Below are 12,933 nucleotides of genomic sequence, written 5' to 3'. Positions count from 1 at the left end.
CCACACTTCGCTTGCGCTTGTGTGGGCAAGGTCGGCGTGCTACGGGCTACGCTATCGCTTCGGTGCTACGCTTCGCTACGCACTGGGCTAACGCCCACCCTTCGCATGCCTCACGCAAGGGAACTCTGAAACTATCGTTTCTCTGTAATTTATGCAAAGTTTTAGTTTGTAAGTGATTGTACTTCAAGCTCAAACAAGGTAAAGACATAACTGCATAGGTCAATTGCGTGAGGGGCATGGAGCATGCCGTTAGGCAGTACAAAGCGTTAGCGAAGTACCGAAGCGAAAGCGTAGTGCGGAATGCCCCGACCCTTGCGTTAGCAAGGGGCACGCCCAAAAAAATCAACTCACTTTTTAGAAATATACAACAAATTTTGCCTACCTATCTTGTTGAAAATGAGCGTTTAACTCTATTAACTCACCTACTCTTACGCAAAAATACTTTGACAGTTTGTTAAATCTTATTAGTTTTGCAGTCCGTTTCAAAAAGTTGATTTTGCAATGCCAACTATACAACAGTTAGTAAGATTAGGACGTAAGCCGGTGAGTTACAAGAGTAAATCCCCTGCAATGACAGGATGTCCCCAAAAACGGGGAGTTTGTACGCGTGTTTACATTACTACCCCTAAAAAGCCAAACTCTGCCCAAAGAAAAGTAGCACGTGTTCGTTTAACAAACAAGTTCGAAGTTACTGCTTACATTCCTGGGGAAGGGCACAACTTACAAGAGCATTCAATTGTGTTAATCAGAGGGGGGCGTGTAAAAGACTTACCTGGTGTGCGTTATCATATTATTCGCGGTGCATTAGATACCGCAGGAGTAAAAGATAGAAAACAAGGACGTTCAAAATACGGTACAAAACGACCAAAAGCTAATACACCTGCCGCAGCAGCTACTACCGCAAAAGGAGGTAAAAAATAATTATGAGAAAAGGAAAACCTAGAAAAAGATACATAGCACCCGACCCAAAATACAATGACGAAATGGTAGCTAAGTTCGTCAACAACCTTATGTGGGAAGGAAAGAAATCTATTGCTTACAGAATATTTTACAGAGCTATTGATATCGTAACCCAAAAGTCTGGTGAAGATGGCTTAGAGGTATTCAAGCGTGCACTAAACAACATCATGCCTGTGGTTGAAGTGAGAAGCAGGCGTGTGGGAGGTGCAAACTTTCAAGTTCCCACAGAGGTTAGACCTGAACGCAGAGTATCCTTAGGGATGAAGTGGCTCATTACTTATGCCCGCAAGCGCAATGAAAAAAGCATGGAAGAAAAGTTGGCTGCTGAAATTATAGCAGCATCTAAAAACGAAGGTGCAGCAGTAAAGAAAAAAGAAGAAACTCACCGAATGGCAGAAGCCAACAAAGCTTTTGCACACTTCCGCTTTTAATAGTCTTAAACCAAAGAACTTTGCAAATGGGACGCTTCGTCCCATTTTTGTTTTTTTGGGTTTATAAGGTTTTTTTATAGTTTTGCTGGCTATGAAAAGGCACACACAATTTATATTGGCTTTTTTAGCCACCGTATTGCTATACAGTTGTACTACATCGGCTAAGAAATCTCTGCAAAAAGATTCTCTTGAAAAAAAAGACACAGTAGCCAAGCTACCTTCTACGGGCAACTTCGGTGCTGTTATCAACACAGAGGGAGCTAAGCCCTTCGAAACGGTTTTTGAAGAACTAAGAAAAAATCCAAAGGGAGTAAATGCACTGCTGACAGGTAAAATTAGCGATGTTTGCCAAAATAAAGGCTGCTGGATGGAAGTACAAAGTGAAGACAAAAAACATACTTTGCATATTACTTTCAAAGATTATGGCTTTTTTGTGCCCAAAGATGCAGCAGGTAAAACGGCAATATTCAAAGGAATTGCTAAATATGACACGACTACGGTAGAAGAATTGAGAAAAATAGCCAAAGAAGAAGGAAAATCAGAGGAAGAAATAAAGAAAATCACAAAGCCTGAAATAAACGTTAGTTTTGTGGCAGAAGGAGTAGTGATAAAGTAATAAATGCACTTTTTAAGCTGTTCAAAACTTTCTACATTGTAAACCTGAAAGCATTTCAAAGTGGATTTACTTGCTACTACTTGTAAGGAATAGTTTTATTTTTTGGGTGTGCCCCTTGCTGCGCAAGGGTCGGGGCATTCCGCACGTAGCCCGTAGCACGCCGCCCTTGTGGGCTTTTGCCCACAAGGGCACGCCCAAAAAATTATCCTAATCTATGTAAGTTCTTTAAGACTATTTCTATATCCTGACTAACTGTGTAATGCAAAGCATAACGATAATCTAACCGAAATTTTTGTTCAGAATGAATGTTCTTTCGTACAGCTTCTGAAAGCTTATCTACAGTAGATAACAAACTTGGCTTCAACTTAGGCAATTTTAGATTATCATGGCTGCTATAGCCTACTAAATGCTTTTTGCCAATTAAAACATCCCATATATTGCGAAAAAAATGTTTTTTTTGCTTTTGTATCAACCAAAAAACAGGACTAAACAACAAAATAAAAATAACCATTAGCAATTCTATCCCTCGCTTAAATACTTTATTTTGTACGTGTTCCAAAGCAAAATCTATTTTAGAATGAAATGGGTCTTTGTCTGTAAAAACACTATTACTGCCTATTAAATAATCTGATTGTGGCGGAACAATGTGAAATTTAATTCTATTTTTGCTTAGCTGTTGCATGTAATTAAGTATGTCTTCATACGACATATCTGCTGCATAAAAAATAAGCTCATCCACTTGGTAAATTTCTACCCAGTTTTGCAAAGCAATAAATTTATCCTGACCAGAAGGTAGAATATTTCCTATCCAAATGGCATTTTGTGTATAATGGCTAAACTTAGCGCGTACAAGCTCATAGTGGGCATCAGAAGCCACTACTCCTATATGTATAGGGGCGTTCTCTAAAATCTTAAAACTTTTATACTTTATCCATGCGCTAAGGTATCGAAGTAGAGTTATGGCACTAATTACGCCTAATGTGCTCATTAAAATAATCATCCGAGAAAATGCGTATTGCTTAAAAAAGAAAGTGAGTGCGGCGATAAATACTGTTCCTGTAAGTATAGCTTTGATTAAAGTGCTAATTTTATATTTCTTTTGATAGCATCCTGATAGCCATAAGCTGCTACTCCAAATAAGTAAATACGCAGGTAAAGCCACAGTATAAAATGTAATAGGATATCGCTTTTCTATCCAACGATGATTACGTTCCCAATAGTCTTTGACCAACAAAACTACTAGTAACATTACTAACAGGTCTATTATAGCTAATCCGAACTTATCCCAAAAGCGCCGTAATAAAGCCAAAAAAGCCCGCCCATACACAGCAGTTTTGATAAATGTTCTAAAAAGCTTAGAATATTGATTATCAAAGTGCTTTTTGGCAAAAATAAGCATGGCATCATAAAATACTACTACATAGTTAACACTGCTTTTTTTGGTACTCTCCCCTTTGTAGTGCAGAATTTGCATTTCTGATAGATAGTAGTTTTTGTATCCTGCTAACGTAATGCGATAGGAAAGATCGATGTCTTCGCCGTACATAAAAAAATTTTCATCTAAATAGCCAATTTTATCCAATACGGCTTTGCGTATAAACATAAAAGCCCCTGACAATACTTCAACTTCATGATTTTGATCATTTGGAAGATGCCCCAAATAGTACCGATTAAATTTTGCACTTTTTGGAAAGAAGTTGTGAAAACCTAGCATCTTGTACATAGATACCTGCGGTGTAGGTAATCCACGTTTAGATTCAGGTAAAAATTTTCCTTTTCCATCTATCATTTTTACGCCTAATGCCCCTGCTTCGGGGTGGCTCTCCATAAAAGCAATACACTTTTCTAATGTGTCCTCTTGCAAAATAGTGTCAGGATTTAATAGAAGAACGTACTTACCTTGTGCTTGTGCAATAGCTTGATTATTTGCCTTAGAAAAGCCAACATTCTGACTATTAACAATCAAATGAATGTCAGAAAACTTTTTTTGAAGCATCTCTACAGAGCCATCTTTAGAAGCATTATCTACTACCCATATTTCTACGCTATCCTTTGGAAAATTTGAGCAGGCTTTTTTTACGCTGTGCAGCACTTGTTCCAAATAATACTGCACATTGTAATTGACAATAATGATGCTTAATAGCTTCATAAAGCTGTTTTTATCCTACATACTGCGTAAATACTCTATTTAACCATCTTAACAAAACCAAGATTAAGCCCGTAGCAAATAAAAGCAAAATAGTGTTGAGTAAAAAGAAATTTGCTTTGTTGTCATAATTATCCCACAGAGTAGCAAGTACACCTGAAAGTTTGTTGCCCAAAGAAGTAGCCAAAGACCATCCGCCCATCATTAGTCCTGTTACTCGTGCAGGGCTTAGCTTAGATACCAAAGATAAGCCCATCGGACTAAGGCACAATTCGCCAATGGTAATTACGAAGTAAGTGAGGATTAACCAAGACATACCTGCTTTGGTAGCTCCGTTATCACATACTTTTACGGCTGCTACCATGCACAAGGTAGATAGCGCGCTGATAAGTAACCCATACATAATTTTTGTCGGCGTTTTAGGTTCTTTGTTTCGTTTGCGCAGCCACGCAAAAAAACTTACAATTACAGGCGTTAAAACAATTACCCAAAAAGGATTGACCGCTTGAAAAAGTTCTGTGGGCACTAAAAGTAAAGTTTCATTTTCTTTAGGATGTTTTTCGGATGGCAGATTATTTAAGTAAGGATGCTGCCCAAATACTTTGACAATTTTTCCATTTTGTTTTTCAGGTCTAAATTGAGCATCGTATTTAGGGACAGAGTCCTTTTTGGCTGTGATTTCTTGCGTCAGACCTATTTCTTTGGCATATTTTGATAGCCCTGCGGGCATGCTTCTATCTGTATAAAATTCAGACCAAGTAGTAAGTGCTGTGCCATTTTGTTTGAATACTGCCCAAAAAATAATCACTACACCGAATATGGCTAATAAAGCTGCTAATGGACTTTTTTCATGTTCATCTGCGGTAAGCCAAACGTTAATGTAAAACAAAATAACAGGTAGGGCAGCAAAAACAAAAGCGTTAGTAGAATCACCAAGAAAGGCTAAACCTGTAATTTTTCTAAAATAAAAACCGAATAAGCCCAAAATAAGACTAACTAAAAGTACTATGCCTAAAATTATCCAATTTTTGGTATCATCAGGGCGAGGGGGTTTGCGAACATCTGCACTTTTGTAGTGCTTTAATCCAAGCATAAAAATGATAATCCCCAAAAACATACCTACGCCTGCGGCGATGAAAGCATGCCCCCAACCGTATTTTAATCGCATGTAAGCAGCTACAAACGGACATAAAAAAGCTCCAATGTTAATTCCCATGTAAAAAATGTTATATCCTGCATCTTTTTTGTCTTTGAATTGAGGTTCGGAGTACAGGTTGCCTAACAAAGTAGAAATATTTGGCTTAAAAAAGCCATTTCCAAGTATAATTATAGCAAGGGCAAGGTAAAAAACTGTAATATCTCTGACAGAAAGCAGAATATACCCTGTACCCATCAATATTCCGCCGATGATGATAGACAAGCGGTAGCCTAATAATCTATCTGCTAAAAGTCCGCCCAAGAAGGGGGTCAAATAGACTAGCGCAATAAATGTGCCGTAAATATCGGATGCGGTTTTTCGGTCAAAGCCCATGCCTTTGGATTCAGGTAAGGCAGTGAGGTACAAAGTAAAAATGGCAATAATTAAATAGTATCCGAAGCGTTCCCACATTTCCGTGAGAAATAAAAAAGGCAAGGCTTTGGGGTGCTTGCGCCGATTTTGTTCATTGTAATTTGGATTTGCTTGCTCTATTTGCTGGGCTTCAAGGTCAAATGTATGCTTATGCTGATTCATGCAAACAAAACTACCAATAATTGTTCAAAAAGCATAAACTACACGATAAGATGTTCAAAATGAGTTAATGAGCAAGGTGGTTGATGTTATAGATTTTTTGCATGAAAAATAGTGTCAAGATTAAGTTTTAGTTTTTTGGGCGTGCCCTTGCCCATACTTCGCTTGCGCTTGTATGGGCAAGGTCGGCGTGCTACGGGCTACGCTATCGCTTCGGTGCTACGCTTCGCTCCGCACTGGGCTAACGCCCACCCTTCGCATGCCTCACGCAAGGGATCTCTGAAACCATCGTTTTTTTGTTTCTTATACCAAGTTTTAGCTTGTAAGTAGTTGTACTTCAAGCTTAAACAAGGTAAAGACATAACTGCTTAGGTCATCTGCGTGAGGGGCATGGAGCATGCCCGTCAGGGCAGTACGAAGCGTAGCGAAGTACCGAAGCGAAGCGCAGTGCGGAATGCCCCGACCCTTGCGCAGCAAGGGGCACGCCCAAAAAACTAACTTCTCAAAAATAAAATTTACTACAATACCTGACAATTCCTGGCACACTTTTCGAAATGCAGCCTTTTGAGTGCAGCTACATACCGCACTTTTTATTTTTTAATATATTCGTATCTGCTATGGTATCAATTAGTTACCAATCATTTTCTTAACGTCTACCCATTGATCAAACTGCTCGCTAGTTAGCAAATTGAGCTCAATGGCTGCTTGGCGAAGAGTTTTGTTTTCTTTATGAGCTTTCTTTGCAATTTTAGCTGCGTTTTCATAACCAATATACGGATTGAGCGCAGTTACTAACATTAAAGAGTTTTCTAAATGTTTCTGAATCATAGGATAGTTTGGTTCTATACCTACCGCACAATTTTTATTGAAGCTATCACAAGCATCGCCCAAAAGCGTAGCAGAAACTAAAATGTTGTGAATGATAACAGGCTTAAACACGTTGAGTTCAAAATGACCGTTCATGCCGCCAATTGTAATGGCGGTATCATTCCCAATTACCTGCGCGCAAACCATTGTCATTGCTTCAGCTTGTGTGGGGTTTACCTTACCTGGCATAATAGATGAGCCTGGTTCATTTTCAGGGATAAGGATTTCAGCAAAACCACTGCGCGGTCCAGAAGCTAGTAGGCGAATATCATTTGCGATTTTCATCAAGGCTACCGCAGTAGTCTTAAAAGCTCCTGAAAGTTCCACTAAGGCATCATGGCTAGCTAAAGCTTCAAACTTGTTTTCTGCTGTGCGAAAAGGTAGACCTGTAAGTTCCGCAATTTTTTGAGCTACTTTTTCAGCATAACCTTTGGGGGCATTCAAACCTGTACCTACGGCAGTACCACCTAGCGCTAACTCTGCTACATGCTCCAAAGCTTTTTCAATCGCTTTGATGGCGTGGTCAAGCTGCGACACATATCCTGAAAATTCTTGCCCCAAAGTAAGAGGCGTAGCGTCCATTAAATGAGTTCTACCAATTTTGACCACGTCTTTGAAAGCTTCGGATTTTTGTGCCAAAGTGTCTCGAAGGGCTTTTATCTTAGGAATCGTATGCTGCACAGTAATTTGATAGGCACAAATGTGCATAGCAGTGGGATAAGTGTCATTAGAACTTTGGGACTTATTTACGTCATCATTAGGGTGAAGAATTTTCTTTTCATCCGTGAGTTTGCCGCCAGCAAGTACATGGGCGCGGTTGGCGATTACTTCATTTACGTTCATGTTGGTTTGAGTACCTGAACCTGTTTGCCATATCACTAAGGGAAACTCATCGTCTAATTTACCTTCTAATATCTCATCGCATACTTTGCTAATCCACTCCATTTTTTCTTTTGGAAGTACGCCAAGTTCGTAATTTGTTATAGCCGCAGCTTTTTTGAGAATGGCAAAGGCATAAATTACAGGTTTAGGCATTCTATGACCAAGAGATAAACCTATGGTAAAATTTTGTACAGAACGTTGAGTTTGCGCTCCCCAATAACGATGCGCTGGGACCTGTACAGGTCCCATAGTATCTTTTTCTATGCGATACTCCATAAATGCCTCATCAATTTAAGTTCAAATATACTTACACTTACTTGAATAACATAAAATCTGCTTTGAGTTCAAAAAATTTTATTGTGGCAAGGATGCACCAAAAATACGCTTTTTGACCACTTTGTAACAGTCTTCTAACAATTCAAAAGCTACTTCTGCCATACGGTTTTTGTTATCGAGTAATGGGTTAATTTCTGCAATTTCCAAACAGATTGTTTTAGGATGCGCAAGTAATTTTTTTAATAAGTACCGTGCTTCTTCAATCAATAGTCCATTGGCTGCAGGTGTACCTGTACCGCGAGAAATTGTGTCATCTAAGCTGTCTACGTCAAAAGAAACATACCAATAGTCGCAAGGTGATAGGTATTCTATAGTTTGTTTAACTACATTTTCAATAGTAACTCGCCTGATCATTTGAGTGTCGTATTTTTTTATTTTGTATGCATCGATAACATTATCTTCTTCTGGTTCGGTGTCTCGAATAGCAATATATACTAAATGTTCAGGTTTGAGTATGCCCTTTCTTCCAGAAGCGTAACACATAGTTTGCCAATCGGTTTCTACTTTATGATTGACTTCATTGACCTTAATTTCCTTGTGGCTAAAACCTAACGCCGTAGCTACAGGCATGCCATGAATATTCCCCGAAGGGGTAGTATAAGGGGAATGTATATCTGCATGTGCATCTATCCATATTACTCCCATTGTTTTATTGGGAAAGGCTTTGGCTAATCCTGCCATTACGCCCCCTGCACAAGAGTGATCCCCAGATAAAACGAATAAAAAGGGACTGTTAGATATTATTTGCGCAACGGAAGCGGCTATTTTAAGGTATAACTTGCTAATTACGCCACTATACTTAGCTACTTTATTTTTAGGGCGCTTGAGTAAGTTTTTTTTAGGTACAGAGATTGTGCTAGTATCTAGTTTGCTAAATAAATCTGACTTTCGCATTATAGAAGCCATGCGCAAAGCTTCTATGCCTAAACTCGCGCCGCGTGTACCTGCACCATACTCGGAAGGAATCTTTAACAACTTTATCTTTTTTTGCATACCTTGTTCTCAAACCGAACCTTTCAGGTTTTGCAATATACTACTTTTAGTCAATATTATGAAATTTTAAATGTGTTTCTAATATGTAAGCTTTTTTCTTCTTGAAGCAATCTGATTGCTAATATTTTTTACTTGCTGTACAACAAGCGTATATTGTTTGTTTTAGCTTGTAAAGGGCTTGTGTTTGCAGATTAAACAAGGTAAAGACATAATGGCACAGGTTGCTTGCGTGAGGGGCATGGAGCATGCCGTTAGGCAGTGCGAAGCGTTAGCGAAGCACCGAAGCGAAGCGTAGTGCGGAATGCCCCGACCCTTGCGCAGCAAGGGGCACGCCCAAAAAAATAAAATCCTTACTATAACTAGTGCAGAAAAATCTCATAAGATGCTCAAAGTCTTAAATGAATTTTAATACTATCTTTGCTATATGTCTCGAAAGTTTTGTCAAAGTGCTTTGATAGGGCTAGCGGTTGGCGATGCCTTAGGCGTACCTGTGGAATTTAAATCTCGTAGATATTTAGCAGAAAATCCCGTCAAAGATATGATAGGCTACGGTACATACAACTTGCCCCCAGGCACTTTTTCTGACGACACTTCCCTAAGTATGTGCTTAGCCGAAGTTTTAGTCAATGAGTATAACCTTGAAAAAATTGCCCTCAATTTCTTAAAATGGTATGACCAAGGCTATTGGAGCGCAAGAGGAAATGTTTTTGATATAGGAGTAACTACCGAAAAAGCCATACAGAAGCTAAAACAAGGTCAACCTGCACAGCTATCAGGAAATGATGAAGAATACTCAAATGGAAATGGGTCTTTAATGCGTACTCTCCCTCTACTATTTTTTATTCACGACAAAACTATTGAAGAACGTTATCACTATACAGCAGAGGTTTCAGGAATTACTCATAGACATATTCGTTCTATAATTGCTTGTTTTTACTACTTGGAATTTGCAAGGTACATTTTGCAGGGAAAGGATAAACAAACTATTTACAATTTGCTTCAAAAAGAAATTCCTTCGTTTTTACAACAAAAGCAAGTGCCAAATACTGAAATAAGCCACTATGATCGCCTGCTTCGGCAAAACATTACATCCTTTGACGTAGACCAAATTCGTAGTAGCGCTTACGTAGTAGATACACTAGAAGCAGTAATTTGGTGTTTTATGCAAACGGATACATATAAAGAAGCTGTACTACAAGCCGTTAATTTAGGTGATGATACGGATACAATTGCATCTATTACAGGGGGTATAGCAGGCTTATACTACGGTTTAGAAAGCATTCCTGTACAGTGGATTGAGCAACTAGCTCGTAAAGATAAAATTTTTGCTATTGCTGAACAGCTAAGCAACAAGTACAATATCCCATAGTCGAATAATTTTTAGAAAATGTATCCCCTTGTTTTAACTTTTCACAAAATCATTCCCGACCAATATGTCAATCATCCGTATTATTGGAAAAGTCTTTGTACGCCGTACTCCACGTTTTTATGCTTTATAGAAAGTCTGTATCAAGAAAATTTTGCGTTCATTAGCTTGCAAGAGTTAGAATATGCTAAAATCAGCCCTAGCGAACGCACAGTACTCCTTACATTTGATGATGGATATTACAATAACATTGAATATGCTTATCCTTTGCTCAAATCTGAAAATATTCCTTTTGTAATGGCTATAAATGGCAGATGTATAGAAAATAACACTTGGCAGTGGTTTGATAAAGTATGGTACTACGGTATACAGCAAGGTAAAACCGAACAAGAGCGAATACAAATGATTGAAAAATTTAAGTATGATATATTTGCTCTTGAACAGTGGCTAAATACACAAGCAATTCCACAAAACTATTCAGAGATAGAGCATATTTTTTTTGGAATTGCTAATGTGCAGGAATTGAAAAAACTTCAAAATGTAAGCTTTGTTTCTCATACCTACTCACACTACATTTTGACAGCTTTACCTGAAAGTATTCTCCATAATGAAATCACGCAAAACATACTTTTTGCTCAAAAAAATCATATTAACTTGCATCATAACTACTTCGTGCTTCCTAATGGTACATTGAAGGACTTTAATTTGCGTACTATTGAGGTACTTAAAAAAAACCAAGTCAAGGGAATTTTCACTATGCTGCCTTACACAAAGTTGGATGACCTGATTCCCCGCTATACACCTGTCCAAAATACATGGCAAAAAGAAAGAAAAAGATATTTATGGCGGAGATTTTTGTATAAATGGAAGTAGGTTGTTTTAAGTAAGGGCTATTAGAGGTATTTTAGTATTTTTGCCCCAAAAGGGATTTAGCACATTTTCACTTTTTACTTGGATTTTTAATTCTACATGAAAGTAGTAGTTATAGGTGCAGGACCAGCAGGTTTGACGGCTACTTATCAATTAGCAAAGCACATAGGCAAAGGTATACAGAGCATTGAGGTATATGAAGCCAACAGCTACGTGGGGGGCATGAGTACCTCGCTTAAATTATGGAACCAAATTGTAGATTTAGGTCCTCATAGATTTTTTTCCAATGATGCGCAAGTCAATCAACTGTGGCTGGAGATAGTAGGTCAAGAGTATGATATGGTTAAACGCTTGACACGCATCTACTACAATAAAAAATTTTTTTACTATCCTCTTAAACCCATTAACGCTCTTAAAAATTTAGGTGCTTGGGAAGCTATTCGCTGTGTAGCTAGTTACCTTCCGCATAAAATAGGCTTACATAAGCAAGATACCAACACTTTTGAAGGCTGGGTAACGCAAAAATTTGGTAAACGCTTGTTCAATATATTTTTCAAACACTATACGGAAAAGCTGTGGGGCATACCTTGCCATGAATTAGACGCTGATTTTGCAATGCAAAGGATTAAGAAGCTCTCTTTATCCGAAGCTATTCTCAATGCCATCAACCTGATAGATAATAAAAAGCATAAAACGTTAGTAGATGAGTTTGCTTATCCTAAATATGGAACAGGATACGTTTATCAAGAGATGCAAAAAAGATGTGAAGCAATGGGGGCAAAAATACACTTACAAACTCCTGTCCAAAGCATAAAAATAGAACAAGATAAAGTTAAAGGGGTGTATTTACATAATCAAACGTTTGTTCCTGCTGATGTAGTTATCTCTTCTATGCCGCTTTCGGTATTAGTGACACAAATTCCTCAAATTTCACAAGAAATCCGAAATAAAGTAGCTCAATTGAGGTACAGAAATACCATTTTGGTCTACCTTAACGTAAATAGCGACAACCTTTTTCCTGACCAATGGATATACATTCATGATAATGAACTACAAACAGGTAGAATTACAAATTTTAGAAATTGGCTGCCTACTTTGTACGGCAATGAAAAAAGTTCTGTTTTATGCATGGAATACTGGTGCTACGACCAAGATGCATTGTGGAATTTAAGCCAAGAAAGTTTGATTGAATTAGCTTCAAAGGAGTTGCGCCAAACGGGATTAGTGCCTGAAAATGTGGAAATATTAGCAGGTAAAGCGATCAAATTGCATCGGTCTTATCCTGTGTATTTTAAGAATTACAAATCTGTTTTAGCGCCCATTCAGGAGTATGTTAGCAGCATCACTAACTTGTATGCCATAGGTAGATATGGCTCATATAAGTATAATAACCAAGACCATAGTATTATGATGGGCATAAAAGCAGCAGAAAATGTCCTTAATGTCGCTCAACATGATTTATGGGCTATCAACACAGATTACGATATGTATCAAGAGAAAACTGTAATTACCAAAACAGGATTAGTCAAAGAGTAAAAACCGAAAATAATTACTTTTCAAAAGTAACTTTTTGCAGTGTCGTGTATTTGTGGGGACTTATCTGCTATCTACTTTTCATAATGGAAAACGAAATAGAATACTACTATAATAAGATGATTTGATTTTTTTGGGCGTGCCCCTTGCTGACGCAAGGGTCGGGGCATTCCGCACTGCGCTTCGCTTCGGTGCTTCGCTAAC

At 38.2% G+C, this 12,933-nt stretch carries 13 protein-coding genes; 9 read left to right on the top strand and 4 right to left on the bottom strand.

The window, feature by feature from the left end:
* The first annotated feature begins 236 nt into the window (after window positions 1–236).
* From NZ519_06725 to NZ519_06710, 4 genes are all read left to right on the top strand, one after another.
* On the top strand, window positions 237–458 hold the full coding sequence (locus NZ519_06725; protein MCS7028446.1) for a hypothetical protein: 222 nt from the start codon (window positions 237–239) through the stop codon (window positions 456–458).
* 43 nt (window positions 459–501) lie between these two features.
* A complete protein-coding gene (gene rpsL / locus NZ519_06720) occupies window positions 502–921 on the top strand; it encodes a 30S ribosomal protein S12 (GenBank protein MCS7028445.1) in 420 nt (139 codons plus the stop codon).
* Window positions 922–923: 2 nt separating this feature from the next.
* Window positions 924–1,391, top strand: coding sequence for a 30S ribosomal protein S7 (rpsG, locus tag NZ519_06715; GenBank protein MCS7028444.1), 468 nt, complete (start codon window positions 924–926; stop codon window positions 1,389–1,391).
* A 91-nt stretch (window positions 1,392–1,482) separates the two neighbouring features.
* The gene (locus NZ519_06710; protein ID MCS7028443.1) at window positions 1,483–2,007 is read left to right on the top strand and encodes a DUF4920 domain-containing protein; all 525 of its coding nucleotides are present in this window, start codon (window positions 1,483–1,485) and stop codon (window positions 2,005–2,007) included.
* A gap of 202 nt (window positions 2,008–2,209) precedes the next feature.
* On the opposite strand, the gene NZ519_06705 is transcribed toward NZ519_06710, so the two are convergent.
* On the bottom strand, window positions 2,210–4,156 hold the full coding sequence (locus NZ519_06705) for a glycosyltransferase family 2 protein (GenBank protein MCS7028442.1): 1,947 nt from the start codon (window positions 4,154–4,156) through the stop codon (window positions 2,210–2,212).
* Window positions 4,157–4,166: 10 nt separating this feature from the next.
* Complete coding sequence (locus NZ519_06700) at window positions 4,167–5,885, bottom strand: peptide MFS transporter (GenBank protein MCS7028441.1); 1,719 nt, start codon at window positions 5,883–5,885, stop codon at window positions 4,167–4,169.
* 135 nt (window positions 5,886–6,020) lie between these two features.
* Between NZ519_06700 and NZ519_06695 the strand changes: the two genes are divergently transcribed.
* Both NZ519_06695 and NZ519_06690 read left to right on the top strand, forming a co-directional pair.
* A complete protein-coding gene (locus NZ519_06695) occupies window positions 6,021–6,212 on the top strand; it encodes a hypothetical protein (GenBank protein MCS7028440.1) in 192 nt (63 codons plus the stop codon).
* A 67-nt stretch (window positions 6,213–6,279) separates the two neighbouring features.
* On the top strand, window positions 6,280–6,450 hold the full coding sequence (locus NZ519_06690; protein MCS7028439.1) for a hypothetical protein: 171 nt from the start codon (window positions 6,280–6,282) through the stop codon (window positions 6,448–6,450).
* Between the two features lie 59 nt (window positions 6,451–6,509).
* Here the strand turns inward: NZ519_06690 and fumC are convergent, their stop codons facing one another.
* Both fumC and NZ519_06680 read right to left on the bottom strand, forming a co-directional pair.
* Window positions 6,510–7,907 (bottom strand): class II fumarate hydratase, encoded by a 1,398-nt coding sequence (gene fumC / locus NZ519_06685; GenBank protein MCS7028438.1) that lies wholly within the window; start codon window positions 7,905–7,907, stop codon window positions 6,510–6,512.
* Window positions 7,908–7,985: 78 nt separating this feature from the next.
* Entirely contained in the window at window positions 7,986–8,960 is a 975-nt protein-coding gene (locus NZ519_06680; GenBank protein ID MCS7028437.1) for an arginase, read from the bottom strand.
* A 424-nt stretch (window positions 8,961–9,384) separates the two neighbouring features.
* Between NZ519_06680 and NZ519_06675 the strand changes: the two genes are divergently transcribed.
* The 3 genes from NZ519_06675 to NZ519_06665 all read left to right on the top strand — a co-directional run bounded on the left by NZ519_06675 (window position 9,385) and on the right by NZ519_06665 (window position 12,732).
* Window positions 9,385–10,329: an ADP-ribosylglycohydrolase family protein gene (locus NZ519_06675; protein ID MCS7028436.1), complete on the top strand. Its 945-nt coding sequence runs from the start codon at window positions 9,385–9,387 to the stop codon at window positions 10,327–10,329.
* Between the two features lie 18 nt (window positions 10,330–10,347).
* Complete coding sequence (locus NZ519_06670) at window positions 10,348–11,199, top strand: polysaccharide deacetylase family protein (GenBank protein MCS7028435.1); 852 nt, start codon at window positions 10,348–10,350, stop codon at window positions 11,197–11,199.
* Window positions 11,200–11,295: 96 nt separating this feature from the next.
* A complete protein-coding gene (locus NZ519_06665) occupies window positions 11,296–12,732 on the top strand; it encodes an FAD-dependent oxidoreductase (GenBank protein MCS7028434.1) in 1,437 nt (478 codons plus the stop codon).
* Window positions 12,733–12,933: the final 201 nt, after the last annotated feature.

This window comes from Bacteroidia bacterium, assembly GCA_025056095.1.
Lineage (GTDB): Bacteria > Bacteroidota > Bacteroidia > JANWVE01 > JANWVE01 > JANWVE01.
Note: the sequence above shows the minus strand (reverse complement) of the source record. Positions and strands in the feature narration are given on the sequence as shown.